A 25,025-nucleotide genomic window follows, 5' to 3' on the forward strand; every position below is an offset into this window, starting at 1 on the left:
GACTTGAGATCGACTGTGTACCGACTCGGTAAGCAAACCGGTACACAGCCATTGCCGTTAGGCGCTCAGTCGCGATGTCACTTCATTCAACTGCCCCGACAAGCCGTGCAGATTGTGGCTGGCGGCTTCAGTGCGCCGCACGCTGTCCAGGTTGGTGCTGGCGATGCTGGTGATTTCGGTGAGGTTGCGTGAGATGTCTTCGGCCACCGAGGTTTGCTCTTCGGCGGCGGTGGCGATCTGGCGGTTCATGTCGCGAATGGCTTCCACGGCATGGGTGATTCGCTCCAGCATGGCGCCGGCCTGGGTCACTTGCTCGACGCTTTCTTCACTGCGTGACTGCCCGCTTTCAATGGCCTGGGCCGCATCGACTGCGCCGGTTTGTACGGTCTGAATGATCTGATTGATCTCGATGATCGATGCCGCCGTGCGCTGGGCCAGGCTGCGCACTTCATCGGCGACCACCGCAAAACCACGCCCGGCTTCACCGGCACGTGCCGCTTCGATCGCCGCGTTGAGCGCCAGCAGGTTGGTTTGCTCGGCGATGCCACGAATCACTTCCAGCACCTTGCCGATCCGCCCGCTGTCGGTTTCCAGTTGGCGAATGACCGTGGCGGTATTGGCGATTTCGCCACGCATCCGGGTGATGGTGTGAATGGTGCCCTGCATGACTTTTCCGCCTTGCTGGGCGGACTGGTCGGCATCGTCGGCAGCACGTGCCGCATCGGCGGCATGACGGGCGACTTCCTGGGCGGTGGCGGACATTTCGTTCATCGCCGTGGCTACCTGATCGGTACGGTTGAACTGATCGTTGGTGCCGCTCGCCATGAGGCTGGCGATGGCGTTCAGTTCACCGCTGGCGCTGTCCAGATCCTTGGTGCTGCGCTGCAAGCGGCTGAAGGTTTCGGCGAGGAAATCGCGCAGGGTGTTGGCGGCTGTCGCCAACTTGCCCAGCTCATCCTGACGGGTGCTGGCCACGCGATCGGCAAATTTGCCCTGGCTGAGTTGCGCGACGTATTCGATCAGCTTGCGAATCGGTTCAACCAGGTTGCGGTTGACCAGCCACAGGCTCAACAGGCCAATCAGCAAACCCGAGGCGAGCATCACGATGATTCCCAGCAACACCGTGCGATCGGCGCCGGCACTGATCAGCTTCGATTGCTCGGCACCCTGCTTGCGCAATTCACTGACCAGTTCGCTCATCTGATCGCTGGTTGCGCGGTCGACACCTTTGACCGCCGTATCGCCAGCGACTGGGTCGGCACCCGCCGCCACGTAGGCATCACGGCCCTTCTGGTAGGCGGCGCCCAACGAACGGTGTTCGTCACGCAGGCGTTCGATACGAGTCTTGAGTTGCGAGTCGATGCCCTTCTGCCCGGCCAGTTCGCCAAGGATGCCCTGCACATCACGTTGGCGGTCTTCGAATTGCTTCCAGTATTTGTCCAGATCCGCCGGTTGCTTGCCGCGCAGCAGGACGTTTTTCCATTCCTGGACCTGCACCTTGAATTGCAGGTTGGCCTCATCGATCAATTGCGAGGTATGCAGCGGCCCTTCAATCAGATTCGCGTAGCTCTGAACACCGTTGGACAGGAAATGGAAGCAGGCCAAAGCGATCAACAACATCGCCAACAGACTACCGCTCAACAGGGCGAGAATTTGTGCTCTCAGGGATTTTTGCAGCATCGAGTGATACTCATGACAGGGGTGGAACACGCTGAAACAAAGCGTGAAAGGTCTTCGGACATCCCTGTCTGCAACGTTGGCTCGTGGCCATGGATGCTTACGTTGTGATCGGCGTACCAGAGCGGTTCTTGAGGCAATTCCGACCACCGGTTACGCAATCGTTTGCCGCTATTTTTGTGTCACAAAAATGTCATCGAGCCTTGCGATGATGCGGCCCAAGTGAACCTGTAAAACCCGCGGCAGGCGCCTCCCCTTGCGAGCCCTCATGAACCACAGCATCGACCAAACCCATCGCGACACGGACCTGTTCGGTCTGCTCTACGGTTTCAGTTTTCGCCCGGGCGAACGCGGTCGCGAGATCGATTCGGCCAAGGCGCTGCAATGCTTGCAACAACCGGACGACAGCGACGAATTCCTCTGGCTGCACCTCAACCTGGCGCACGCCGCTTGCGAGCGCTGGATGAAAAGCCACCTGGAACTGCCGGACGAGTTTTTCGAAGCGCTGCATGAAGGCTCGCGCTCGACGCGCATCGAACATGTCGATTCGGCGTTGCTGGCGGTGGTCAACGACGTGGTATTCAACCTCTCAAGCATGGTGTCGTCGGACGTCTCGACACTGTGGGTCTGCGCCCGCAGTCGGTTGATCATCAGTGCACGCCTGCAACCGTTGCACTCGGTGGACAAACTGCGTTCTTCGGTGAAAGCCGGCGAGCGCTTTCGCTCGCCGCTGGAGTTGCTGGTGCATTTGCTGCGCGATCAGGGTGAAGTGCTGACCCAGATCGTGCGCAAGACCAGCCTCAGCGTCGATCAGATTGAAGATGAGTTGTTGTCCTCGCGCTTGTCGACCAACCGCGCCGAGCTGGGCGCCAATCGCCGGGTGCTGGTGCGTTTGCAGCGGTTGTTGGCGCTGGAACCGGGGTCGTTGTTGCGCCTGCTCAACCGGCCGCCGCAGTGGTTGCAGAAAGAGGACGTGAAGGAGCTGCGCAAGTCCACCGAGGAGTTTGCGCTGATCATCAACGACCTCACGGCGCTGGGCGAGCGGATCAAGTTGTTGCAGGAAGAGATTGCGGCCAACCTCAATGAACAAAGCAACCGCACGCTGTTCACCCTGACGGTGGTCACGGTGCTGGCGCTGCCGATCAACATCATTGCCGGTTTCTTCGGGATGAACGTGGGCGGAGTGCCACTGGCGGGAGATCCTGAGGGGTTCTGGATTCTGGTGGCGCTGGTGGCGACGTTTACCCTGATCGCCGGGCGCTGGGCGTTTCGCAAGCGTCAGGATTATTGAGATTAAAAGATCGCAGCCTCGTTTCACTCGACAGCTCCTACATTTGGAATGCGTAACCCTGTAGGAGCTGTCGAGTGAAACGAGGCTGCGATCTGTTGATTCTGCCCTTAAAAAACCAAAACCTGACCTAACGCAACTCCTCTGTAACATTCAGCAACGATCATGGGCGACACTCCTTCCCTCCCCAGGACTGTCCGTCATGGCTACGCCGTCCCTCACTGCCCAGACGAAAGCGGCCGCAAGAAGCGCCAAGCCGCAATTCGACAAAAAGCCCAGCCTGCTGACCCTCGTGATTTTTTTCGGAGTGTTGGCCAGTGGACTGTTGTTCACCGCTTACAGCCTGATGCACGACATGCGCGAACTCGGCACGGTGGTCACCACCTGGACACCGTTTCTGCTGTTGGGTGTAGCGCTCCTGATCGCCCTGGGCTTTGAGTTCGTCAACGGTTTCCACGACACCGCCAACGCCGTCGCCACGGTGATTTACACCAATTCGATGCCACCCAATCTGGCGGTGGCCTGGTCCGGTTTTTTCAACTTCCTGGGGGTGCTGCTTTCGAGTGGCGCGGTGGCGTTCGGCATCATCGCGCTGTTGCCCGTGGAGCTGATTCTGCAAGTCGGTTCTTCCGCCGGTTTCGCGATGATCTTCGCCCTGTTGATCGCGGCGATCCTGTGGAACCTCGGCACCTGGTGGCTGGGCTTGCCGGCCTCCTCGTCGCACACCTTGATCGGTTCGATCATCGGCGTCGGCGTCGCCAATGCCCTGATGCACGGCCATGACGGAACCAGCGGCGTGGACTGGGCGCAGGCGACCAAGATCGGTTACGCGTTGCTGTTGTCGCCGCTGGTCGGTTTCGGCTTTGCCGCACTGTTGCTGCTGGCCCTGCGTGCGTTTGTCAAAAACCGCGCGCTGTACAAGGCACCGGTCGGCAACACGCCGCCACCGTGGTGGATTCGCGGCATGTTGATTGTGACCTGCACCGGCGTTTCGTTCGCTCACGGCTCAAACGACGGCCAGAAAGGCATGGGGCTGATCATGTTGATTCTGGTCGGCACGTTGCCGATGGCTTATGCGTTGAACCGCACCATGCCCGCCGACCAGGCGCTGCAGTTCGCCGCCGTCGCCGAAGTCACCCAGCAAGCACTGGTGAAAAACACCCCGCTGCCGCCCCCGGCCGATCCGCGTCCGGTGCTATCGGAATACGTGCGCAGCAAGGAAGCCACGCCACAACTGGTCCCGGCCCTCGCCGCCCTCACGGGCAGCATCGGCGCACAGGTCAAGGGGTATGGCTCGCTGTCCAAAGTACCGGCAGAGGCCGTGGGCAACGTGCGTAACGACATGTACCTGACCAGCGAAACCATTCGCCTGATGGACAAGAACAAGGTCGGCAACTTCGACGCCGACACCAGCGGCAAACTGCAACTGTTCAAACAACAGATCGACAACTCGACGCGCTTCATTCCGCTGTGGGTGAAGATCGCCGTGGCGATTGCGCTGGGACTGGGCACCATGGTCGGCTGGAAGCGCATCGTGGTGACGGTCGGCGAGAAGATCGGCAAGACCCACCTGACCTACGCTCAGGGCGCCTCGGCGGAAACCGTGGCGATGCTGACCATCGGCGCGGCGGACATGTTCGGATTGCCGGTGTCGACCACCCATGTGCTGTCTTCAGGCGTGGCCGGGACCATGGTCGCCAACGGTGGCGGCTTGCAGATGAAGACCATCCGCAACCTGCTGATGGCCTGGGTGCTGACCTTGCCGGCGGCGATTGTGTTGTCGGGCAGTCTGTATTGGTTGTTCACGCAGATCTTCTAACACCGCCCCCACCTCCGTAGGAGCTGTCGAGAGAAACGAGGCTGCGATCTTTTGATCTTGTTCTTAAAAAATCAAAATCAAAAGATCGCAGCCTCGTTTTACTCGACAGCTCCTACAGGGGGCAGTCCTGATTTAGGCGTCATTTCGTCGTAAATTCAGGGGATTGCGCTTTTATTGATCCACCGCCCGCCTGATTGCACTTCAGTTTGCTAACGTGTGGCCGACTCTTAAGAGACTCGATGCATTCAGGAGTGGAATCGTGAATCTGTACATCAATCAGCTTCAGCAAAAAGCTGACTTCAAAGAAGCCATCTACGCCGGCGACATCTTCCTGAACACCCAGCTGCGCGCGGCCAAAGAGTTGTGTGCGTTCGCTCAGGAAAGCATCACCGCCGCTTTCGACGGCGAGACCAATCACCAGGCGCTGCACACGCTGATGCCGGTGGAAGAATTCGTGGTCCTGGTGACGCGCCTCAAAGGCCAGTTCACCAACAGCCAGCGTGCCAAGGACCTGATCCTGGCGTTTATCGACGAGATCGGCGTCGATCCGCGCGAATACATTTTCGACGTGCCGCGCATTCGCGTGGTGCCCAACTATGACTACCTGCACGCCGGTGTCAGCTATGCCTACAAACCGCATCGCGACACGTGGTACGGCAGCGTCGATTGCCAGATCAACACCTGGATGCCGGTGCACACCATTCGCCCCGACCAGACCATGATGATCAACGCCGGTTACTTCGACGTGCCAGTGAAGAACACCTCCAGCCAATGGAGCCTCAACGACTGGATCAACAACCAGCGCCACAAGGCCAAGGACAACCTCAAGGAGGAAGTCCGCGTGCACCCGGTGCCGCTGGAAGACATCAACACCGCGTCCGAAGTGCGCATTGCCGGCAACACTGGTGAGATGCTGATTTTCTCAGGCTCGCACCTGCATGGCACGGTCGCCAACCACACCGAACAAACCCGCTTCAGCGTGGATTTCCGCCTGATGCACCTCGACGACCTCAAGCACAAGCGCGGCGCGATCAACGTCGACAGCGCCTGCCCTGATGTCGGTGCCGGTTTCAAAGACTATTTCCACGCCCACGACTTTTCGAATTTCCAAGGAATCCAGCAATGACCAAGCGTCGCATCACGCCCGCAGAGGCCCAGTACAACGAAACCCGTGCCAACGTTCTGAAACGGGTCGATGCCGAGTACGTGGCCGACGCGCCGTTCGTCTTTGCCAACCGCATCGGCGTCACCGCTGCGCTGTCGCGCATGGAGCTGTTCAAGAAAGTCGCTGAAGTACCGGGCGCGATCATTGAGTGCGGCGTGTACAAGGGCAACTCGCTGATGCTGTACATGCACTTGTCGATGATTCTCGAACCGTACGCGATCAACCGCTCGATCATTGGCTTCGACACGTTCGAAGGCTTCCAGAGCATCGACAAGAAAGAAGACCCGGCGGACGTCAACGAGACCATGTTCTCCGACACCGACCAGTCGCTGATCCAGGACATGATCGACGCCAACGACCTGCTGCGCCCGGTCAACCGCATCCCGCGTTGCGAGCTGGTCAAAGGCGACATCGTCAAAACCGTTCCGGAATGGGTCAAGACCCGCCCGGACCTGGTCGTGGCCATGCTGATCCTCGACACCGACCTGTACGAATCGACCAAGGTCGCGCTGGAAACTTTCCTGCCATACATGCCAAAAGGCGCGATCGTGGTGCTGGACGAAGTGGCTTACCGCAACTTCCCGGGCGAAACCAAAGCCCTGCGCGAAGTGCTGGACCTGAACAAGATCGAGCTCAAGCGTTTGCCGTTTGATAGCTGCGTAGGCTACTTCCACGTCTGACACAAAAGTCCTGACCTGAAATGCACCCACTGTGGGAGCGGGCTTGCCCGCGATGGCAATCTTACATTCAATGATGATGTTGAATGTTATGGCCTCATCGCGGGCAAGCCCGCTCCCACAAGTTTATCTGCGGTGCCTTGGGTTGTGGACTGGATAAGGTTCGCCAGCCAGTCCATGAATGCCCTCACCTGCAACACGCAATCAAAGCCTTCGCGCAGCGCATCGACACGGCGATCCGTGGTGCTGATTTCAAGTTCCAGATGGGGTGCCGCGCCATGAAAAAACGGGCTGATCATCAGCCCGTTTTTTTAGCGCCGGGAAACAAGTCGCTTCAACACTGTCAGCAGTTCCACCCTGCCCTTGCGCGACTCGCCTTCGAACTCGATCCAGCCTTCATTGAAGCCATCAATCATCTGTATCCGCGGCAATGGATTGCGCATGCCCTGATGCTCGAACAACGCCTGCCAGGTCTCGCGCGGCACGCTTTGCATCCGCACCGGTTTGCCCAACAGTTCGCTGAAACCGGCACCCAATTGCAGCGGAGTAATGCGTTGCGGGCCTTCGAGTTCAACGACGCGTTTGCCCTGCCATGATTCCTGCAACAGCTCGGCGGCCACCCGACCGACGTCGGCGGTGGCGATCATCGGCACCGGTTTATCCAGCGGTTGCAGGAAACTCGGAATCATCCCCGAGCCCATCGCGTGCTCGACGTCCCACTGAGCGTTTTCCATGAACCACGCCGGGCGCAGGAAAGTGACGGGAAGTTCCAGCGTGTTTAACGCCTGCTCCAGCAGTTGCAACTGGTTGAGCAAGTTCGGCTGAGAGGCCTGGGCACCAATGGTCGACAGGCACACCACGTGACCGGGGCGTGCGGCTGCCAGTGCCTGACGGATGTTTTCCACCCACTGCCGGGTTTCCGGAAAACCGGGGGACGGGTCGAAGTTCGACGGCATCATCACAAATACACCGTCCACGCCGGTAAAGGCCTGGGCCATGGCCTGCCAGTCATCGACATCGGCCAACGCCACTTCACAACCACGCTGCGCCCACTCCGCGCCTTTGTCGGCGTTGCGCACCACGGCGCGTGCTGCACGGCCGGCAGCCAACAAGGTTCGGGCGACTTCGCCACCTACCTGCCCGGTAATGCCCATCACTGCGTACATGAACTGCTCTCCTGCCAGAAAACGACGACTGTCGCGATGGGGAGAATTTTCCGCGCAATGGCGAGATTCTCCGATAGCATCAATGTCATTGAACACGTGACTAAGAATCATCAATGAGCTTCGATGCCAGTCTTGCCAGCGGTATGGGCGTATTCAGCGCGGTGGTCGATGGTGGCAGCTTCGTGCGCGCCGCCGAGGCCTTGGAACTGACGCCATCGGGCGTGAGCCGCGCCATCGCCCGGCTGGAAAAACGCTTGGGCATTCGCCTGTTCGACCGCACCACTCGCACCGTCACCCTGACCGATGAGGGCCGGCGTTTCTACGGCGAGATCGCGCCGCTGCTGGCCAATCTCGAAGAAGCGGCGAACTCGGCGTCCAGCAGCGCCACCCAAGTCCGGGGGCGCCTGCGAGTCAACATGGACCCGTACTTTTCCCGACTGATTCTCGGCCCGGCGCTCGGCCAGTTCATGCAGCGCTATCCCGAGCTGTACCTGGAACTGCAAACCCGCGATCAATTGGGCGACATGGTGGCCGACGGTTTTGATCTGGCCGTGCGGTTTGGGCATCCGGCGTCCTCCTCGCTGGTCGCGCGCCAATTGTTGGAGGTGCGGGTACTGACCGTCGCCTCGCCGGCCTATCTGAAAAAACATGGGCGGCCGTTGACGCCATCGGACATGGAAGACGAGCGGCACGTGTGCATGCAGTTCCGCGATCCGCAAACCGCTCGCCCGTTCGGCTGGGAATTCCATCGACCGGGACGGCCGGTGTTGCATGTACAGCCGCATTGCCGCTTGCTGGTCAATGATGTCGGCACGCTACACAGCGTTTGTGAAAGTGGCCAGGCCATCGCCCAGGTGCTGGACCTGGGGATGGCGCCGGCGTTGAAGGCGGGCCGTCTGGTCGAGTTGTTTCCCGACTGGCCCGATGAGCGTTTCCCGCTGTATGCCTTGTACCCTTCACGGCACTTGCCGGCGGCCAAGGTGCGGGCGTTTCTCGAGTTTGTCAGTGAGCTTTGCGCAACGTAGCCCGGCCAGTCACCATGCGCTCCCGCACCACGTCATACACCCAGTGATACACGTAGGTGTAGGGCAGGAAAAACAGCAGCACGCCGATGTCCAGCAGGAACGCCTGCCACAGGCTGACGTTGAGCCACCAGGCAATCAACGGCACCCCGACTGCAACAAGTCCACCTTCAAACAGCAGCGCATGGACGACTCGCACCCACGCGGTATGAGCGATCTCGAAGCGCTTGAGCACGCGATCGAACAGGCCGTTGAAAACCACGTTCCATGCCAACGCCAATGCCGCAATGACCACGGTGACAACGCCCATCTCAAGCATCGGTTTATCCATGATCCACGCCAGCAATGGCGTACAGATCAGGATGGCCAGCACTTCGAAACCGATGGCCTGCAAGATACGTTCGGTGATGGATTTATTGACGTTCATGATCAGGACTCCCTGAGTGACTGTGGTTGCCATGATCCGCCCCCGCACCGATACTTCATAACCAATAACCATCGATCAAGGCGATAGTTCATGGCGTCTCAAGAAGTGTTGCAGGCGTTTGTGCAAGCGGCGACGCAAGGCTCGTTCTCGGCGGCGGCGCGCAAGCTGGGCCGCAGTCAGTCGACCATCAGCGCAGCGGTGGCCAGTCTTGAAATCGATCTGAACCTGACCCTCTTCGACCGCAGCAGTCGCAAACCCGGCCTGACGCCGGCCGGGCACGTGATGCTGCAGCGGGCCGAGGAAATCCTGGCCGCTACCAGCCGCCTGGAAATGACCGCCAGCCAACTCTCGCAAGGGGTTGAGCCGAAACTGACGGTGGCGATTTCCGACACCTATCAGTCCGACCGGTTCGAAGCGGCGCTCAGCGCGTTCGACCAGCGTTATCCGGACCTGGAGCTTGAATGCCTGATCGCTGAATGCGATGACCTGGTGGCGCTGGTGCAACGCGGTCGGGCGCATGTCGCCTTTGCGGAGAAACAGGACAGTTACCCGCCGGACCTGGTCAGCTCGACGGTTGAGGAAAAGACCGAAATTGCACTGTTTGTCTCCCCAGAGCATCCGCTGGCGATGCTGAGCGGCATTGATCAGGACGTGTTGCAACAGCACCGGGAGTTACGGCTGGCAACCATCGTCAATCCGTATGAAAGCCGTGCGAAGGGACGTGTCTGGTCAGCGCCGAGTTACCTGATGCTGTTGGAAATGGCCCAGGGTGGATTTGGCTGGGCGCCCCTGCCGCGCTGGCTCGTGGAGCGGTTTGGCCCTGGGACGTTGCAGGAGTTGAACGTGCGCGGCTGGCCGAAACCGGTGTTTGTCGATGCGCTGTGGTCGCGGTTGCATCCGCCGGGGCCGGCGGGGAGTTGGTTGCTGGGCAAGATGCTGGAATAAGATCACAAGATCGCAGCCTCGTTTCACTCGACAGCTCCTACATTGAAATGCGATCCCTTGTAGGAGCTGTCGAGTGAAACGAGGCTGCGATCTTGTGATCTCGTCATTTCAAAGCCCTGATCCGGGCCTCGATAAACCGCCGCTCCGGCATCTGCTGCGTCAATTCCAGCGCCCGCTCATAAGCCGCCCGCGCCTCCTCGACCCGCCCCAATTGCCGGCAAAAATCCGCCCGCGCCGAATGCGCCAAGTGGTAGTCCTGCAAATCGCCCCGATCCAGAATTCCCTTGACCAACACCAGCCCCGCCTGCGGGCCGTCGCGCCTGGAGATCGCTGCCGCGCGGTTCAACTCAATGACCGGCGAAGGCACCGCCGCCAACAGCACGTCATACAAGCCGACAATTTGCTGCCAGTCAGTCTCCCCCGCCGTGGGCGCCTCGGCGTGCACCGCCGCAATCGCCGCTTGCAGGCAATAAGGCCCGAAGCGCCCGGTGCTCAGCGCCGCTTCCACCAGCGCGCAGCCTTCGGCAATCATTTGGGCATCCCACAACGAGCGATCCTGTTCATCCAGCACAATCAACTCACCGTCTGCCGATGTCCGGGCCCGACGTCGCGACGCGTGCAGCAGCATCAAGGCCAGCAGCCCCATCACCTCCGATTCCGGGAGCAATTGCAGCAACAGACGCCCGAGCCGAATCGCCTCGCGCGTCAGCTCTTCTCGCGTCACTTCAGCGCCGACCGATGCCGAGTAGCCTTCGTTGAACACCAGGTAAATCACCCGCAGCACACTGTCCAGGCGCTCGGGTAATTCCGCCAGCGTGGGCACTTGATAAGGGATTTTCGCGTCACGGATCTTCGCTTTCGCCCGCACGATGCGCTGGGCGATGGTCGCCGGGGCCGAGAGAAAGGCCCGGGCGATTTCTTCCGTGGTCAGGTCGCAGACTTCGCGCAGGGTCAGCGGCACCTGGGCGTCTGCCGCCAATGCCGGGTGGCAACAGGTGAAGATCAGCCGCAAGCGATCATCTTCCACGTCTTCATCACTCCAGTCGGCCTGTTCCAGCGCCTCCAGTTGAGCGATCAACAGCGGTTTCGAGGCGGCAAACCGCGCGCGCCGACGCAACACATCAATACCTTTGAAGCGCCCGGTCGATACCAGCCACGCGCGCGGATTGTCCGGCACACCATCGCGCTGCCAGCGCTCGACCGCGACAAAAAAGGCCTCGTGCATAGCCTCTTCAGCGAGGTCGAAATCGCCGAGCAAACGGATCAGGGTCGCCAGAATTCGCCGCGAGTCTTCGCGGTAGACCTGCTCAACCCGAGCCGTGACCGAAATGTCAGGCATCAGTCCGGCATGCCGTCAGTCACCAACGTCACCAGTCGATCAAGGCTTTGCCCCCAACCATCATGAAAACCCATGGCCTCGTGAGCCTGGCGATCTTCATCGGACCAATGCATGGCGCGGGCGGTGTAGAGGGTTTGGCCACCCCGATCTTCAAGCGTTACCTCTGCCGACATGAACGGCTTGCCCGACGGAATCCAGCCGGGAATAAACGCATCGGTGAACACCAGCCGCTCAGGCGCGACGATTTCCAGGAACACGCCCATGGTCGGGTACTCGGCCCCATCCGGGGCGCGCATCAGGGTGCGAAACTGGCCGCCGACCCACAGGTCCATTTCGCATTCGGGCGTGGTCATTCCGTGCGGTCCCCACCACTGGGCGAGCAAGGCGGGCTCAGTCCATGCGCGAAAGATCTTGCGGCGCGGCGCGTCAATCAGTCGGCTGATGGACAACTCATACGGGGCAGGTTTGCGGTCAACGGTTTGCAGACTCATGGGCTCTCCTGGTTCTTTTGATTGTTATTCAGGGATTCAACTGTCGAACGGGACGCACCTCGACACTGCCAACCCGGGCCGCCGGAATGTTGCCGGCGACCTGGATCGCTTCATTGAGGTCCTTGGCATCGATCAGGTAAAAGCCGGCCAATTGCTCCTTGGTTTCGGCGAACGGACCGTCGGTGATCGACAGCTTGCCGTTGCGCATACGCACGGTGGTCGCGGTCTGCACCGATTCCAGCGCCTCGGCCGCGATCATCCGGCCACTGCCCTGGATTGACTCGGCGTAGGCCAGGCACTCGGCGTCCTCGGGGCTGTCGGGCAAGGAGTGCAACGTCTGTTCGTTGCTGTAGACCAGGCACAGATACTTCATTTGGACTCTCCCGGATCGAACTGATCAACTATGGCCGCAGATGGGTGTTTTCGCGCGGCTTCCCGATAAACAACCCGACGATCAGGGTTCAAGGTTGAACAGTACGGTGCCGCTCGTCATGTCGAACGGGGCCGACCAATGTTCGTGGACAATGCGCCATTGCCCGGCGTCGCGGCGGTAGCAGGCGGTGACGCGCATCCAGCAGGCCTGGGTTTCACCCTTTTCATTGGTGCCGCCGCAATGGGCCAGCCAATGGGCGAAGGCGATGTGCTCGTCCGCCACGACGTTCATGTGGTCAAAATCAAACTTATGCGCGCCCTGGCACATTTCCATGCACTCCTCCCAGTGCGCGCGATAGGCAGCTTTACCCCGAAACTGCAGGGCCTTGACCGCGTCGTAGGAGACGATGTCCTCGGCGTACAGGGGCATGAGCTTGTCGATGTCCTTGGCGATGACGGCCTGACGATAGTTTTCGATCAGGGCCTCGATTTCGTGGGTAGCGTTCATGGTGGTTCTCCGTGGTTTTTAGAATGAAGACACCCTTAGTCGTCTGGCCTGACGCCAAATCGACCGTTGAAATAAAAATAATCCACGAACGCAAACTCGCTAGAATCCGAGACCTATTTTGTGATGGAAAAAGGACACTCCAGTGACAACCCGACTCGTGCCTTATGAAAGCCTGAACGCGCTTCAGCGCCAGCAGATCGAGGCCATCGAAGTTCACAAAGAACAAATCAGGTTCTCGGGCGACATCCACGGTGCCCTGCACTCGCTGCTGTCCAAACCCGGCCCCGGGGTTAAGGGATTTGCCTTGCTGGCCGAGGAGACACCCGTTGCCTTCCTGCTGCTCAAGCGTCCGCCGGTGCTGCCCGCATGGGCCGACGAACACAGCGCCACCCTGCATGCCTTGCAAGTCGATCAGCGGGCCCAGGGCAAAGGCTATGGAAAGGCATGCCTGCAAGCCTTGCCCGACGTGGCGCGCCAGGCGTTTCCAGAGATAAAAGCACTGGAATTATCGGTCGATGCAGACAACGAAGCGGCCATCGCGCTCTATGTGAAATTCGGCTGGGTCGACAGTGGCGAAGCGTACAAGGGCCGGATCGGCTATGAACGGCGCATGAGTCTGGTTTTCTGAAGAAGCGACAACCTTTACTGACACAAAGCCCCCCGTAGGAGCTGTCGAGTGAAACGAGGCTGCGATCTTTTGATCTTGATTTTTTAAGATCAAAAGATCGCAGCCTCGTTTCACTCGACAGCTCCTACGGGGGATCGTGGTTACAGCGCCAACACCATCTCGTGCCACGCCATGCCGCCGTGGTCGGAATCCGAAGGCTTGATGTAGGCAAATCCGAATCCGGCATAGAGCGGAATATGCCGCTCCTTGCACATCAAATGGATATGGGTCTTTTTCAGTCCTCGCATCCGCTCGATGAATTCGCCCATCAACCGTTTGGCCAAACCCTGCCCCTGATAATCCGGGTGCACCACCACCGACATGATCACCACCTGCGGACCCGCCGGGTCGTGGCCGATCAGTTCCTTGAAGGCTTCATCTGACATTTGCACCTCAAACGCCGCACCGGAATTGATGAAACCGGCGACCACGCCGTCGACTTCGGCGACGATGAACCCTTCGGGCCAGGTGGCGATGCGGGTGGCGATTTTTTCCCGGGTGGCGGCTTCGTCACCTTCGTAGGCAACGGTTTCGATGGCGTAGCAGCGGTCCAGGTCAGCAGGAATGACGTGGCGGATGACGGTGTTCATGGCAGCTCGGAATCAGCGAATGAGAAGGCTTGGGATCATAAATTAATAAGGTGTTCATATCGATCACCGCAGCCGCCGTAAAGCCTGCGTATAGGCGCTGTCATTGCTCGTTGGTGTGGATTATTGATGTGTCCTGTCTCTGGACATCAATAGGGGGAACACACCATGAGCAGCGTTCAGATCGGTCTTCTTATGCTGTTGGGCATCAGTACGTTTGGTTTTGCTACGTTGTCGATTGACCTGCTGCGGGCGCGGCGGATGAAGCGAGGCAAGTAACATCGAGAGGCGGACGGTCGGTCCGCCTCTCGAAGCGCTCATTGCTCTTTGACTGGCAGCCAGATTTCCAGCTTTCCGGTGTTGAGTTTCGGATTGAAGTCTTCGCTGTAGCGTTCGAATTCCGGCGCATCCGCCGCCTGACGACCGGACTGCGGCAACCAGGTCTTCCAGATGTATTGAAAAGTCAGGGGCAAGGTATCCAGTGAACCCTTGTGCTCGAACACCGCGTAATGCTGGGGCTGGACCTCGACCCAACGGTACTTGTCGGGCAAATCGTCGAGTTTGTCGATCTCGACCCCGGCGATGTATTCGAAACCTCCCTGGCCATCCGGATTGCAGCAGATGCCGTAGGTTACTTCGCCTTTTTGACCGGGAATCTTGCCGATCTCGGGGATGAATTTTTCCCAGAGGTCGGGGATTTTCTTGGAGGTTTCCTGGGTAAATCGCCCGCCAAAACCGGCAATGAGCAAAAAGTGCCCATGTTCGAAACGTGGCTCGGCCGGTTTTACGACTTCTTGCTCATCCATGACTCAACTCCTGAGACGAAAAAAGTGGGTTCGGCTGGGAGTATAGAAGCCCGAGCCGATTCGCCCACTTACAGGGCCTGAACCTGCCCGACGGCACCCGAGCCAATAAACTCGTTGTAGCCCGATAGAATCACGTAGACCGCGAAATAGCAGAAGATCGCCGCCGATGCCATATACGAGTAGCGCAGCAGTTTGTCGCCCAGCAACTTGCCGCCATGACTCGCGGCGAAACACAACGCGACGCACCAGAGCACCCCAGCGCAGAGAAACCCGCCCAGAAATAACGCCGAACTGAGCGCGCCACTGCCGCCGGAGCGCGCGATCAAGGTGCCGCCCACCGCCGCGAACCACAGAATGGCGCTGGGGGAAGACATGGCGAGGAAAATGCCGCGGAAAAACTCCTTGCGATGGGAGTTCTGCCCCACCTCCGCAGACTGCGCCAGCACCGCCTCATGGTGAATCGCCGAATAGATCATCTTCGCCGCGAAATACACCAGCAACGCCGAGCCACCGATCCACAGCACCCAGCGCACGGTTTCGTACTGCAGCAAAACCGTCATGCCCGCCAGCGCCAGGACCGCGTAGATCAGGTCGCCGACACAGGTCCCCAACCCCAGCGCAAAGCCTTGAAAATAGCCGCGCTGCATGGCCAGGGTGATCATCGCGATGTTGGCCACGCCGATATCCAGGCACAGCGAAAGGCTCAGCAAGAAGCCGCTGGTAAATTCCATCAACCGATTTCCTTCGGACAAAATTGTTCACAGAGTCGCTGGACAGTGTGCCATACCAGCCCTTATCTTCCGCAACAGGCCACCGCAGTGGCCAGCGTCGCTCGGACGGTTCCGGGCGCTCACGTTATCCGAGGCAACAATGGCCAACCCAGGTTCGCCGCGCCGCTTTGCGCGCATAGATCGACTCCCCCCTTACGTATTCAACATCACTGCCGAGCTGAAGATGGCCGCCCGTCGTCGTGGCGAAGACATCATCGATTTCAGCATGGGCAACCCTGATGGCCCTACCCCGCCGCACATCGTCGAAAAACTGGTGACCGTCGCCCAGCGCGAAGACACCCACGGTTATTCGACGTCCAAAGGTATTCCGCGTCTGCGCCGGGCGATTTCCAACTGGTACAAGGATCGCTACCAGGTCGATATCGACCCGGAAACCGAAGCCATCGTGACCATCGGTTCCAAGGAAGGCCTGGCGCATTTGATGCTGGCCACCCTCGACCAGGGCGACACGGTCCTGGTGCCGAACCCGAGCTATCCGATTCACATCTACGGTGCCGTGATTGCCGGCGCCCAGGTGCGTTCGGTGCCGCTGATTCCTGGCGTGGACTTCTTCGCCGAACTGGAAAGCGCCATTCGTGGCTCGATCCCGAAACCGAAAATGATGATCCTCGGCTTCCCGTCCAACCCCACGGCCCAATGTGTGGAGCTGGACTTCTTCGAACGCGTGATCGCCCTCGCCAAACAGTACGACGTTTTGGTGGTGCACGACCTGGCTTACGCCGACATCGTCTACGACGGCTGGAAAGCCCCGTCGATCATGCAGGTGCCGGGCGCCAAGGACATCGCGGTGGAGTTTTTCACCCTGTCCAAGAGCTACAACATGGCGGGCTGGCGCATCGGTTTCATGGTCGGCAACGCCGAACTGGTCAACGCCCTCGCGCGGATCAAGAGTTATCACGACTACGGCACGTTCACCCCGTTGCAGGTCGCGGCCATTGCTGCGCTGGAAGGCGATCAGCAGTGCGTCAAGGACATCGCCGAGCAGTACCGGCAGCGGCGCAACGTGCTGGTCAAGGGCCTGCATGAACTGGGCTGGATGGTCGAGAATCCGAAAGCCTCGATGTACGTCTGGGCAAAGATTCCCGAGGCGTATGCACACCTGGGCTCGCTGGAATTCGCCAAGAAGATGCTCGCCGAGGCCAAGGTCTGCGTTTCGCCGGGTGTGGGCTTCGGGGAATACGGGGATGATCATGTGCGCTTTGCGCTGATCGAAAACCAGGACCGGATTCGTCAGGCCGTGCGCGGGATTCGCGCGATGTTCCGGGCGGATGGATTAATCGCAAAAACCAACACCTGACACTAGCCCTGTAGGAGCTGACGAGTGAAACGAGGCTGCGATCTTTTGACGTTTCAAGATCAAGATCAAAAGATCGCAGCCTCGTTTCACTCGACAGCTCCTACAGGAGGTTGATTCAGGCACAAAAAAACCGCATCGCTGCGGTTTTTTTGTGCCTGGCGATCGTGTCAGACGAACATCGACAGCAGCAGGATAAAGCCCAGCGCAACGATGGAGAGGATGGTTTCCATCGCGGTCCAGGTCTTGAAGGTTTCCGCTACGGTCATGTTGAAGTATTGCTTCACCAGCCAGAAACCCGCGTCGTTGACGTGAGACAGAATTAACGAACCGGCACCAGTGGCCAGCACCAGCAGCTCACGGTTCACACCTGGAATCATCCCAACCACCGGCACCACGATGCCTGCGCCGGTAATGGTCGCCACGGTCGCAGAACCGGTCGCCACACGAATCACCGCCGCCACCAGCCAGGCCAGCAGGATCGGTGAGATCTGGGCATTCACGGCCATGTGGCCGATCACGTCACCCACGCCGCTGGTCACCAGCATCTGCTTGAAGCCACCACCGGCACCGATGATCAGAATGATTGCAGCCGTCGGCGCGAGGCTGGCGTCGAGCAACTTCAGAATCTTGCTCGAACCCATGCCCTGCTTGTGACCGAAGGTGTACAGCGACAGCAGCAACGCCAACAGCAACGCCGAGATCGGGTGACCGACCAGGTCCATGAAGGAGCGCACGAAGTTGCCTTCCGGCAGCACCACATCGGCAAAGGTCTTGAGCAACATCAGGAACACCGGCAGCAGCACGGTGACCAGGGTGATGCCGAAGCTTGGCAGCTCGGCCGCTTCCGGCTCGCGAGCCAGTTGATCCACCAGTTCCTGGTTAGGATGGCCGGGGATGTATTTGGAAATGAACGTGCCGTAGATCGGGCCGGCGATAATGGCCGTCGGCAGCGCAACGATCAGACCGTAGAGAATGGTTTTACCGATGTCGGCACCGAACACGCCGATGGCCAGCAACGGACCCGGGTGCGGCGGAACCAGACCGTGAACGGCGGACAGACCGGCCAGCAGCGGGATACCGATCTTGATGATCGACACGCCGGTACGCCGGGCGACGATGAACACCAGCGGGATCAGCAGCACGAAACCGATTTCGAAGAACAGCGGAATGCCGACCAGGAACGCGGCGAACATCATGGCCCACTGCACCTTGTCCTTGCCGAACGCCCGGATCAGGGTCTGGGCAATCTGATCCGCCCCGCCCGACTCGGCCATCATCTTGCCGAGCATCGTGCCCAGCGCGAGGATGATCCCGACGAAACCGAGCACCCCACCGAAGCCGTCCTGGAACGCCTTGATGATGGTGCCGATCGGCATGCCGGAAGTCAGCCCGAGGAACGCGGCAGCAATGATCAGGGCAATGAACGGGTGGAGCTTGAACTTGGTGATCAGGACGATAAGCCCGATCACCGTGACCACTGCATCGAGCAGCAGGAACGTCTCGTGGGACATGCCAAACATTAGGGGTGTCTCCTGGTTGTTGTTGTTATTAAAGCGGGTAATTCGCACGCCATAAGGACAGCGCTATCTTTTCTGGCCAGACTCATACGGCGAGTTTCAGGCCGTGTTCCAGCCACCAGACATGCGCCTGCTTCGCCAATTGCTCGACGCTGTGGTTCGACGCGTCCAGAGCCAGGGTCAGGGGCTCGCCAACGGGCGATTCAAGCGTGGCGAACTGGCTGTCGATCAGGGTCGATGGCATGAAGTGACCAGGCCGATGAGACACACGATCGGCGGCGACTTCCGGGGTCAGCTCAAGAAAAACGAAGCCCAGGCCAGGCAAGGCGCTGCGCAGTCGTTCGCGATAACTGTGTTTGAGGGCCGAACAGGTCAGCACCGGGCGCTCGCCCTTGGCGTCGACGCGGCGCAGCTCATCGCACAGGCTGTCGAGCCAGCCGGCACGGTCTTCGTCGTCCAGGGGGATACCCGCGCTCATCTTTTCGATATTGGCGGCAGGGTGGAAAGTGTCGCCTTCAATGGCGGTCGCGCCGCTGAGTTGGCACAAGGCCTCGCTGACGCAAGTCTTGCCGCAACCGGCAACGCCCATGATGACCAGGGCGGTGATGGGATGATTCATGTAACACCTCAGCGCGCAGACAGCGCTACCTTTGACAGTTGTGACACTCGATCAAAAGCAGAAGTTGCCGACGCCTTCTTGTCATTTTTGTGGGTTGCAGCGTTTTCGTTCCCAATGCCAAAAAGCGGGGATCAGGCAAACCCCGCTCACGCATTTGCAGCTGCATCGAGACAGCGCTACCTTAGTGCCTCGAATTTTGTTTGGCAAGCCGTCCGATGATCTCTCCTAAAAACGATAAAAATACGCGCACCACTGGCCGCCCGACCTTGAACGAAGTCGCACGCCTGGCCGGTGTCAGCCCGATCACCGCCTCCCGCGCCTTGCGCGGTGTCAGCACGGTGGCCACCGAACTGGTGGAAAAAGTGCAGAAAGCGGCGCTTGAACTCAACTACGTGGTCAACCCTGCGGCCCGGGCGTTAGCCTCGGCCCAGAGCCATTCGGTGGTGGTTCTGGTGCCGTCGCTGTCCAACTTGCTGTTCATTGATACGCTGGAAGCCATTCATCAGGTTTTGCGCCCCAAGGGCTTCGAAGTGCTGATCGGCAACTTCCATTACTCGCGCGATGAAGAAGAAAACCTGCTGCGCAATTACATGGCGTATCAGCCGCGCGGTTTGCTGCTGACCGGTTTCGACCGCACTGAAAGTTCTCGGCGGATGATCGAGGCGAGCAACATCCCGTGCGTGTACATGATGGAACTGGACAGTGCGGCAGGCGTGAACTGTGTGGGCTTTTCGCAACTCGCCGCCGGCGAAACGGCAGCCGAGCATTTGCTGTCCCGTGGGCGCAAACGCCTGGCCTACATCGGCGCGCAGCTGGACCAACGCACGTTGTTGCGTGGCGAAGGTTTCCGCAAGGCGCTGCAAAAGGCCGGCTTGTATGACCCGGATCTGGAAATACTGACACCGCGCGCCTCCTCCGTCGGTCTGGGTGGCGAACTGTTCCTGCAACTGATCGCCAGTCATCCGGATGTCGATGCGATCTTCTTCGGCAACGACGACCTGGCGCAGGGCGCGCTCCTGGAAGCCATGCGCTGCGGGATCAAAATCCCCGAGCAAGTGGCCATCCTCGGTTTCAACGACCTGCCCGCCTCGGCGCACATGGTCCCGCGCCTGAGCAGTATCAGCACGCCGCGCGAGGCCATTGGCCGCCGTTCGGCGGAGTTGATGTTGACGCTGCTGGCCGGCAATTCGGTGGCAAAACCGGTGCAGGACATGGGGTTTGAGTTGAAGGTGCGCGAGAGCACCTGACCAATGGGAGCGAGCTTGCTCCCACTGTGAATTGCCGCATGCTTGAACGGCCCATCGTTCGAGCAGCGGGATTTCAACTAATCTTGATAGTGCTCCCGTGCATCTGTGCTCAGCGCGCATCGGCGCAATACAATCCTGCTTGAAAATGTCTGTTAGATTCCTGAAGCGTCGAATCGCTAACGGAGTAGCTCAATGGAACATGCACTGAAAATTCTGGGTAAAGCCTCCTCCATCAACGTCAGAAAAGTTCTGTGGACGTGTGAGGAACTGGGCGTTCCCTACGAACGAGAAGACTGGGGCGGCGGTTATGCGTCGACCCATACGGCGGAGTTTCTCAGGCTCAATCCCAATGCCCAGGTCCCGGTGATCATCGATGAGGCGGGTGTGCTGTGGGAGTCGAATACCATCTGCCGCTATCTGGCCGGCAAACACCACAACACCGACTTGCTGCCGCACGAACCGGCGGCACGCGCTCGGGTTGAGCAGTGGATGGATTGGCAAGCCACTGAACTCAACAGTTCCTGGAGCTATGCGTTCACGGCACTGGTTCGCAAAGACCCTGAGTTCCAGGACCCGCACCACATCGCCGCCGGCGTACGCGGCTGGAACCAGAAGATGGGCATCCTCGAGCATCAGCTCGCGACCACCAAAGCCTATGTCGCCGGACCACGCTTCACCCTCGCCGACATCGTCATCGGCTTGTCCGTCAACCGCTGGCTGATGACGCCGATGGAGCGCCCCGACTACCCGGCCATCGATGAGTATTTTCAACGATTGGCCCAACGTCCCGGTTTCCTGAAATACGGCTGCAACGGCTTGCCTTGAGCGGCTCCTGCGCTACAAATCGCTAAAAACCAAACATCCTCTGCAATAACCGGGCGAATCTCGGTGCAAAGTCGCCGAGATTCACAACCATTGATTCCGATAGCAGGCTAAGCTTCTCCATCAACAAGAAATGGACAAGCCCATGACTGCGCATACCCCAGCCGTCGCTCAAACAGACGGCATCGACCCCGTTCGCGCCGCGCAGATTTCTGCTCGCATCGACCGGCTTCCCGCCGTCGCGACCCTCTGGCGCCTGGTGGCGCTGCTTTCGATCGGTGGTTTTTTCGAACTCTACGACCTGTTCCAGACGGCCTACATCAGCCCAGGCCTGATCCGCGACGGCATCTTCGCCACTGGCAGTCAGGGCGTGTTCGGTTTCTCTGATCAGGCAGCCTTCGCCTCGGCGACGTTTCTCGGGCTGTTCCTTGGCGCGAGTTTGCTGAGCCCGCTGGCCGACCGTTTTGGACGTCGCGCGATTTTCACCTTCGCGCTGATCTGGTACACCGTCGCGACGGTGGCGATGGGCGTTCAGAGTTCGGCGCTGGGCATTATCTGCATGCGATTTCTGGTGGGCATCGGGCTGGGTATCGAGCTGGTAACCATCGATGCTTACCTCTCGGAACTGGTGCCAAAACGCATGCGCAGCTCGGCGTTTGCCTTCGCCTTTTTCGTACAGTTTCTGTCGGTGCCGGCGGTGGCGTTGATGTCGTGGTGGCTGGTGCCGCAGGCGCCGTTCGGTGTGTCTGGCTGGCGCTGGGTGGTGTTGGCGAGTGCGGTGTTTGCGCTGTTCATCTGGTGGCTGCGTTCACGGTTGCCGGAGTCGCCGCGCTGGCTGGCGCAGCATGGCCGGTTCGACGAGGCCAGCGCCATTGTCGATGGCATCGAAGCGCGCTGTGTGAAAGATCAGGGCAAGCCACTGGACGAGCCGGAACTGGCCGCCGTGGACATTCAAGGCCCTGGCCGTTTCGCTGACATCTGGCAGCCACCCTATCGTCGTCGGGCACTGATGCTGATTGTCTTCCACGTGTTCCAGGCCATCGGTTTCTTCGGCTTCGGCAACTGGCTGCCGGCGCTGCTTTCCGGTCAGGGCGTGAGTGTCACGCACAGCTTGATGTACGCCTTCATCATCACCCTCGCCTACCCGCTCGGGCCGCTGCTGTTTGTGAAGTTTGCCAACCGTTTCGAGAACAAGTGGCAGATCGTCGGTTCGGCGCTCGGTGCAATGACCTTCGGTACGCTGTTCGCGATGCAAACCAGTGCCTTCGGCCTGATCTTCTGCGGGGTGATGATCACCTTCTGCAACGCCTGGCTGAGCTTCAGTTATCACTCTTATCAAAGTGAATTGTTCCCCACCAACATCCGCGCCCGTGCCGTGGGGTTCTGTTATTCGTTCAGCCGATTGTCGACGGTGTTCAGCAGTTTGCTGATCGGGATTTTCCTCGAGCACTTCGGCACGCCGGGCGTGTTGGCCTTCATTGTCGCCAGCATGCTGATCGTGATGTTGACCATCGGCTGGTTTGGCCCGCGCACCCGCAACCTGGCGCTGGAAAACATCGCGCACCGCTGAGACGTCGGCGGTCGATGGCTGCCGCCCAGCGGCAAACGTTGACCGCCCTCACCGCGCACCCTGTCCCTCCAAGCCCCGTAAACACGGGCCCGGGATAACGGCATGCTAATTGCTCCCGTCCACAGGTCAGTCATTACCTGCAGGTTTATCCATCATGTTTGTCAGTACAAAACAAACGCAGATCATTCCCCTGTCCAAGCAGCTCGGCAAAGACCCGGCGGCCGACGTTGCGGCCGGGTTGCAGAGCGGCGTTCAGAACTCGATGTTTCAGGCCTTTCAAAACAATGTGCAGGCGCAGGTTCAGTCGTCCGCCACCGGACAGGCCACCCAGCAAGTCAGCGAGGCCGGCAAAATCAGCGACAACGTCAATGAAGCGTTCGCCAAAACCCGAGTAGCACTGCAAGCCGCCGACTCTGCCAAGCTGCCAGCCGATGCTCAATCGAAGGTCACTGACAGCACGGCCATGGCCGACTTCAAGGACTACATGAGCAAGTCGCCGGAACAGCGTATACACGACAGCATCCTGAAAGAGATGGGCATCACCGAAGAAGACCTCAAAGCCATGCCGCCAGAAAAACAACTGGCCATTGGCAAGGAAATCGCCCAGCGCATGGAAGACAAGATGAAACTGGCGTCGACCGCGAAAGCTGGCGACAGCAGCACCGCAAAAGACACGCCCCAGGTGGTCGACAAATTCCTTGCTTCACTTTGAAGACACAGGGACTTTTTGTAGGAGCCGGCCGCTCGGCTCCTACGAAGGCATTGCCGCGACTCAGTTGATCTGCAACGTCGAATTAAACTGACTGATCGCATCCACCACATGCCGCGAGCCCTGCTGAATTTCTAGAATCACCTCGCCCGCCTCGTTCGCCAGTTCCACCCCCAGACCGGTTCGGCTCAAGCTCGATTGCATGCTCGTCACGGCGCTCATCGATAAATCGTGGTTCTTGCGCACCACGTCGACAATCTCCACCGTTGCCTGACTCGTTCGTGCAGCAAGGCTGCGAACTTCGTCGGCCACCACGGCAAACCCGCGTCCGTGGTCGCCAGCCCGCGCGGCTTCGATGGCCGCATTGAGAGCCAGCAAGTTAGTTTGGTCGGCAATGCCGCGAATGGTCTGGACGATGGTGCCGATGATGTCGGACTGCTTGCTGACTGCATCGATGCTCTGCGCCGCTTCATTCAAGTCCCGGGAAATGTCCTGGATGATCTGCACGGTTTGCTGCACCACTTGAGACCCCTTCTGCGCGCAGGCGTCGTTTTGCACCGAGGTGCTGTGGGCCGACTCCGCCGCGGTTTGCAACGTCGTCACTTGCTGGGTGATGTCGCTGGCAAACTTCACCACTTTGTACAGACGGCCCTTGGCATCGAACAACGGGTTGTAAGAGGCCTCGAGGAACACCGTATGCCCGTGCTTGTCTTTACGCTCGAAACGGTGCGAGTGATATTCACCGCGATTGAGAGAAGCCCAAAACGCCTTGTACGCCTGCGACTCGGATTCTGCGCGGTGGCAAAACAGGCTGTGATGCTGGCCGATCACTTCGTTGAGCGAGTAATGCATCGTCTTCAGGAAGTTGTCGTTGGCGGTAATGACTTTGCCTTCGGGGGTGAACTCGATCACCGCCATGGAACGGCCAATCGCGGCGAGCATGCTTTCTTCTTCGTGTTCCTTGTAAACCCTGTCGGAAATATCCGTAGCGACTTTGATCACGCTTTTAACCTGGCGATCGGCGCCGAACACCGGCATGTAACTGGCCTCAAGCCAAACTTCCTTGCCTTTCTTGTTCAACCGTAAAAACGTACCGCCGACGGGTTCGCCACGGGCCAGGTCTCGCCACAACTTTGCGTATTCCTCACTGCGGTAAAACGCTTCTTCGCAAAAGATACGGTGATGTTTGCCACGAACTTCTTCGGCGCTGTAACCCATGGCCCGGCAAAAGTTATCGTTGGCATCGAGCACGATGCCCTCCGGGGTGAACTCAATCATGGCCATCGAGCGGCTGACCGCTGCCAACTTCGCATTGGCTTCGCTCAGCGCGCAACTGAATCGCTGGATTTCCTGCAGGTCAGCTTTGTGATGTAGGTTAAACATGGTCGTATCACCTTCTGCGCGTTCTTTTGATTGATGAAAGTCCTTCGGTCTTTCAGCGGATCTACCAAATCGTTCTTTGGAACAGGCACACGCGTTCCTCCACGGGAGGAAAAG

General features: G+C 59.4%; 25 protein-coding genes and 2 pseudogenes. 12 read left to right on the forward strand and 15 right to left on the reverse strand.

Features of this window, described 5'->3' with window-relative positions; translation table 11 throughout:
- Positions 1-57: 57 nt before the first annotated feature.
- Positions 58-1,680 carry a methyl-accepting chemotaxis protein gene (locus BLQ41_RS28045; RefSeq protein ID WP_090187212.1) on the reverse strand — a complete coding sequence of 541 codons (1,623 nt, stop codon included), beginning with the start codon at positions 1,678-1,680 and terminating at the stop codon, positions 58-60.
- Positions 1,681-1,945: 265 nt separating this feature from the next.
- On the opposite strand from BLQ41_RS28045, the gene BLQ41_RS28050 reads away from it, so the two are divergent.
- The 4 genes from BLQ41_RS28050 to BLQ41_RS28065 all read left to right on the forward strand — a co-directional run bounded on the left by BLQ41_RS28050 (position 1,946) and on the right by BLQ41_RS28065 (position 6,629).
- Positions 1,946-2,968, forward strand: a complete 1,023-nt coding sequence (locus BLQ41_RS28050) for a transporter (protein WP_090187214.1) — start codon at positions 1,946-1,948, stop codon at positions 2,966-2,968.
- Between the two features lie 199 nt (positions 2,969-3,167).
- The gene (locus tag BLQ41_RS28055; RefSeq protein ID WP_090187217.1) at positions 3,168-4,784 is read left to right on the forward strand and encodes an inorganic phosphate transporter; all 1,617 of its coding nucleotides are present in this window, start codon (positions 3,168-3,170) and stop codon (positions 4,782-4,784) included.
- A 259-nt stretch (positions 4,785-5,043) separates the two neighbouring features.
- A complete protein-coding gene (locus BLQ41_RS28060; protein ID WP_090187219.1) occupies positions 5,044-5,910 on the forward strand; it encodes a 2OG-Fe(II) oxygenase family protein in 867 nt (288 codons plus the stop codon).
- Positions 5,907-6,629 (forward strand): TylF/MycF/NovP-related O-methyltransferase, encoded by a 723-nt coding sequence (locus tag BLQ41_RS28065; protein ID WP_007946102.1) that lies wholly within the window; start codon positions 5,907-5,909, stop codon positions 6,627-6,629. The genes BLQ41_RS28060 and BLQ41_RS28065 overlap by 4 nt, the downstream gene beginning before the upstream one ends.
- 170 nt (positions 6,630-6,799) lie before the next feature.
- On the opposite strand, the pseudogene BLQ41_RS30595 reads toward BLQ41_RS28065, so the two are convergent.
- A pseudogene (locus BLQ41_RS30595) lies at positions 6,800-6,916 on the reverse strand (LysR family transcriptional regulator); the annotation flags it as partial.
- A gap of 21 nt (positions 6,917-6,937) precedes the next feature.
- Positions 6,938-7,792 carry an NmrA family NAD(P)-binding protein gene (locus tag BLQ41_RS28075; RefSeq protein ID WP_090187224.1) on the reverse strand — a complete coding sequence of 285 codons (855 nt, stop codon included), beginning with the start codon at positions 7,790-7,792 and terminating at the stop codon, positions 6,938-6,940.
- A gap of 113 nt (positions 7,793-7,905) precedes the next feature.
- Here BLQ41_RS28075 and BLQ41_RS28080 point away from each other — a divergent pair, with 113 nt between their 5' ends.
- Positions 7,906-8,817 carry a LysR family transcriptional regulator gene (locus BLQ41_RS28080; protein ID WP_090187226.1) on the forward strand — a complete coding sequence of 304 codons (912 nt, stop codon included), beginning with the start codon at positions 7,906-7,908 and terminating at the stop codon, positions 8,815-8,817.
- Here BLQ41_RS28080 and BLQ41_RS28085 read toward each other — a convergent pair.
- Entirely contained in the window at positions 8,795-9,241 is a 447-nt protein-coding gene (locus BLQ41_RS28085) for a multidrug/biocide efflux PACE transporter (protein WP_090187228.1), read from the reverse strand. The genes BLQ41_RS28080 and BLQ41_RS28085 overlap by 23 nt on opposite strands.
- Positions 9,242-9,331: 90 nt before the next feature.
- On the opposite strand from BLQ41_RS28085, the gene BLQ41_RS28090 reads away from it, so the two are divergent.
- The gene (locus BLQ41_RS28090) at positions 9,332-10,186 is read left to right on the forward strand and encodes a LysR family transcriptional regulator (RefSeq protein ID WP_090187231.1); all 855 of its coding nucleotides are present in this window, start codon (positions 9,332-9,334) and stop codon (positions 10,184-10,186) included.
- Between the two features lie 103 nt (positions 10,187-10,289).
- Here BLQ41_RS28090 and BLQ41_RS28095 read toward each other — a convergent pair whose 3' ends face one another.
- The 4 genes from BLQ41_RS28095 to BLQ41_RS28110 form a co-directional block, all read right to left on the reverse strand.
- Positions 10,290-11,525, reverse strand: coding sequence for an RNA polymerase sigma factor (locus BLQ41_RS28095; protein WP_090187233.1), 1,236 nt, complete (start codon positions 11,523-11,525; stop codon positions 10,290-10,292).
- A complete protein-coding gene (locus tag BLQ41_RS28100) occupies positions 11,525-12,016 on the reverse strand; it encodes an SRPBCC family protein (protein WP_090187236.1) in 492 nt (163 codons plus the stop codon). Before BLQ41_RS28100 ends, BLQ41_RS28095 begins: the two co-directional genes overlap by 1 nt.
- A gap of 28 nt (positions 12,017-12,044) precedes the next feature.
- Complete coding sequence (locus BLQ41_RS28105; protein WP_090187239.1) at positions 12,045-12,389, reverse strand: YciI family protein; 345 nt, start codon at positions 12,387-12,389, stop codon at positions 12,045-12,047.
- An 81-nt stretch (positions 12,390-12,470) separates the two neighbouring features.
- Entirely contained in the window at positions 12,471-12,896 is a 426-nt protein-coding gene (locus tag BLQ41_RS28110) for a YybH family protein (protein WP_090187241.1), read from the reverse strand.
- Between the two features lie 142 nt (positions 12,897-13,038).
- On the opposite strand from BLQ41_RS28110, the gene BLQ41_RS28115 reads away from it, so the two are divergent.
- Positions 13,039-13,524 carry a GNAT family N-acetyltransferase gene (locus BLQ41_RS28115; RefSeq protein WP_090187244.1) on the forward strand — a complete coding sequence of 162 codons (486 nt, stop codon included), beginning with the start codon at positions 13,039-13,041 and terminating at the stop codon, positions 13,522-13,524.
- Positions 13,525-13,664: 140 nt separating this feature from the next.
- On the opposite strand, the gene BLQ41_RS28120 is transcribed toward BLQ41_RS28115, so the two are convergent.
- The 3 genes from BLQ41_RS28120 to BLQ41_RS28130 all read right to left on the reverse strand — a co-directional run bounded on the left by BLQ41_RS28120 (position 13,665) and on the right by BLQ41_RS28130 (position 15,687).
- The gene (locus BLQ41_RS28120) at positions 13,665-14,153 is read right to left on the reverse strand and encodes a GNAT family N-acetyltransferase (RefSeq protein ID WP_090187247.1); all 489 of its coding nucleotides are present in this window, start codon (positions 14,151-14,153) and stop codon (positions 13,665-13,667) included.
- A gap of 314 nt (positions 14,154-14,467) precedes the next feature.
- Positions 14,468-14,956, reverse strand: a complete 489-nt coding sequence (locus BLQ41_RS28125; RefSeq protein WP_090187249.1) for a GyrI-like domain-containing protein — start codon at positions 14,954-14,956, stop codon at positions 14,468-14,470.
- Positions 14,957-15,024: 68 nt separating this feature from the next.
- Positions 15,025-15,687, reverse strand: a complete 663-nt coding sequence (locus BLQ41_RS28130) for a LysE family translocator (RefSeq protein WP_090187252.1) — start codon at positions 15,685-15,687, stop codon at positions 15,025-15,027.
- Between the two features lie 139 nt (positions 15,688-15,826).
- Between BLQ41_RS28130 and alaC the strand changes: the two genes are divergently transcribed.
- Positions 15,827-17,044 carry an alanine transaminase gene (alaC, locus tag BLQ41_RS28135; RefSeq protein WP_090187254.1) on the forward strand — a complete coding sequence of 406 codons (1,218 nt, stop codon included), beginning with the start codon at positions 15,827-15,829 and terminating at the stop codon, positions 17,042-17,044.
- A 167-nt stretch (positions 17,045-17,211) separates the two neighbouring features.
- On the opposite strand, the gene BLQ41_RS28140 is transcribed toward alaC, so the two are convergent.
- Together BLQ41_RS28140 and BLQ41_RS28145 are read right to left on the reverse strand one after the other, a co-directional pair.
- Entirely contained in the window at positions 17,212-18,564 is a 1,353-nt protein-coding gene (locus BLQ41_RS28140) for a GntP family permease (RefSeq protein WP_090187257.1), read from the reverse strand.
- Positions 18,565-18,646: 82 nt separating this feature from the next.
- Positions 18,647-19,180, reverse strand: a complete 534-nt coding sequence (locus BLQ41_RS28145; RefSeq protein ID WP_090187259.1) for a gluconokinase — start codon at positions 19,178-19,180, stop codon at positions 18,647-18,649.
- A 215-nt stretch (positions 19,181-19,395) separates the two neighbouring features.
- On the opposite strand from BLQ41_RS28145, the gene gntR reads away from it, so the two are divergent.
- The 4 genes from gntR to BLQ41_RS28165 all read left to right on the forward strand — a co-directional run bounded on the left by gntR (position 19,396) and on the right by BLQ41_RS28165 (position 23,531).
- Positions 19,396-20,427, forward strand: coding sequence for an HTH-type transcriptional regulator GntR (gene gntR, locus BLQ41_RS28150; protein WP_090187262.1), 1,032 nt, complete (start codon positions 19,396-19,398; stop codon positions 20,425-20,427).
- 192 nt (positions 20,428-20,619) lie between these two features.
- Entirely contained in the window at positions 20,620-21,252 is a 633-nt protein-coding gene (locus BLQ41_RS28155; protein WP_090187264.1) for a glutathione S-transferase family protein, read from the forward strand.
- A 142-nt stretch (positions 21,253-21,394) separates the two neighbouring features.
- Entirely contained in the window at positions 21,395-22,819 is a 1,425-nt protein-coding gene (locus BLQ41_RS28160; RefSeq protein ID WP_090187267.1) for an MFS transporter, read from the forward strand.
- Positions 22,820-22,973: 154 nt separating this feature from the next.
- Positions 22,974-23,531: a hypothetical protein gene (locus tag BLQ41_RS28165; RefSeq protein ID WP_090187271.1), complete on the forward strand. Its 558-nt coding sequence runs from the start codon at positions 22,974-22,976 to the stop codon at positions 23,529-23,531.
- 60 nt (positions 23,532-23,591) lie between these two features.
- Here the strand turns inward: BLQ41_RS28165 and BLQ41_RS31500 are convergent, their stop codons facing one another.
- Positions 23,592-24,161 (reverse strand): methyl-accepting chemotaxis protein, encoded by a 570-nt coding sequence (locus BLQ41_RS31500; protein WP_408003525.1) that lies wholly within the window; start codon positions 24,159-24,161, stop codon positions 23,592-23,594.
- Positions 24,135-24,911: pseudogene (locus BLQ41_RS31505) on the reverse strand (PAS domain-containing protein); the annotation flags it as partial. The pseudogene BLQ41_RS31505 and the gene BLQ41_RS31500, both read right to left, overlap by 27 nt.
- Between the last annotated feature and the right edge of the window lie 114 nt (positions 24,912-25,025).

The sequence above is a fragment of the Pseudomonas arsenicoxydans genome (assembly GCF_900103875.1).
Classification (GTDB): domain Bacteria; phylum Pseudomonadota; class Gammaproteobacteria; order Pseudomonadales; family Pseudomonadaceae; genus Aquipseudomonas; species Aquipseudomonas arsenicoxydans.

Excerpts from the sequence above, each read along its gene's own strand:
- BLQ41_RS28045 (WP_090187212.1), bottom strand. The coding sequence starts at position 1,680 with ATGCTGCAAAAATCCCTGAGAGCACAAATTCTCGCCCTGTTGAGCGGT.
- BLQ41_RS28050 (WP_090187214.1), top strand. The coding sequence starts at position 1,946 with ATGAACCACAGCATCGACCAAACCCATCGCGACACGGACCTGTTCGGT.
- BLQ41_RS28055 (WP_090187217.1), top strand. The coding sequence starts at position 3,168 with ATGGCTACGCCGTCCCTCACTGCCCAGACGAAAGCGGCCGCAAGAAGC.
- BLQ41_RS28065 (WP_007946102.1), top strand. The coding sequence starts at position 5,907 with ATGACCAAGCGTCGCATCACGCCCGCAGAGGCCCAGTACAACGAAACC.
- BLQ41_RS28075 (WP_090187224.1), bottom strand. The coding sequence starts at position 7,792 with ATGTACGCAGTGATGGGCATTACCGGGCAGGTAGGTGGCGAAGTCGCC.
- BLQ41_RS28080 (WP_090187226.1), top strand. The coding sequence starts at position 7,906 with ATGAGCTTCGATGCCAGTCTTGCCAGCGGTATGGGCGTATTCAGCGCG.
- BLQ41_RS28085 (WP_090187228.1), bottom strand. The coding sequence starts at position 9,241 with ATGAACGTCAATAAATCCATCACCGAACGTATCTTGCAGGCCATCGGT.
- BLQ41_RS28090 (WP_090187231.1), top strand. The coding sequence starts at position 9,332 with ATGGCGTCTCAAGAAGTGTTGCAGGCGTTTGTGCAAGCGGCGACGCAA.
- BLQ41_RS28095 (WP_090187233.1), bottom strand. The coding sequence starts at position 11,525 with ATGCCTGACATTTCGGTCACGGCTCGGGTTGAGCAGGTCTACCGCGAA.
- BLQ41_RS28100 (WP_090187236.1), bottom strand. The coding sequence starts at position 12,016 with ATGAGTCTGCAAACCGTTGACCGCAAACCTGCCCCGTATGAGTTGTCC.
- BLQ41_RS28105 (WP_090187239.1), bottom strand. The coding sequence starts at position 12,389 with ATGAAGTATCTGTGCCTGGTCTACAGCAACGAACAGACGTTGCACTCC.
- BLQ41_RS28110 (WP_090187241.1), bottom strand. The coding sequence starts at position 12,896 with ATGAACGCTACCCACGAAATCGAGGCCCTGATCGAAAACTATCGTCAG.
- BLQ41_RS28120 (WP_090187247.1), bottom strand. The coding sequence starts at position 14,153 with ATGAACACCGTCATCCGCCACGTCATTCCTGCTGACCTGGACCGCTGC.
- BLQ41_RS28125 (WP_090187249.1), bottom strand. The coding sequence starts at position 14,956 with ATGGATGAGCAAGAAGTCGTAAAACCGGCCGAGCCACGTTTCGAACAT.
- BLQ41_RS28130 (WP_090187252.1), bottom strand. The coding sequence starts at position 15,687 with ATGGAATTTACCAGCGGCTTCTTGCTGAGCCTTTCGCTGTGCCTGGAT.
- alaC (WP_090187254.1), top strand. The coding sequence starts at position 15,827 with ATGGCCAACCCAGGTTCGCCGCGCCGCTTTGCGCGCATAGATCGACTC.
- BLQ41_RS28140 (WP_090187257.1), bottom strand. The coding sequence starts at position 18,564 with ATGTTTGGCATGTCCCACGAGACGTTCCTGCTGCTCGATGCAGTGGTC.
- BLQ41_RS28145 (WP_090187259.1), bottom strand. The coding sequence starts at position 19,180 with ATGAATCATCCCATCACCGCCCTGGTCATCATGGGCGTTGCCGGTTGC.
- gntR (WP_090187262.1), top strand. The coding sequence starts at position 19,396 with ATGATCTCTCCTAAAAACGATAAAAATACGCGCACCACTGGCCGCCCG.
- BLQ41_RS28155 (WP_090187264.1), top strand. The coding sequence starts at position 20,620 with ATGGAACATGCACTGAAAATTCTGGGTAAAGCCTCCTCCATCAACGTC.
- BLQ41_RS28160 (WP_090187267.1), top strand. The coding sequence starts at position 21,395 with ATGACTGCGCATACCCCAGCCGTCGCTCAAACAGACGGCATCGACCCC.
- BLQ41_RS28165 (WP_090187271.1), top strand. The coding sequence starts at position 22,974 with ATGTTTGTCAGTACAAAACAAACGCAGATCATTCCCCTGTCCAAGCAG.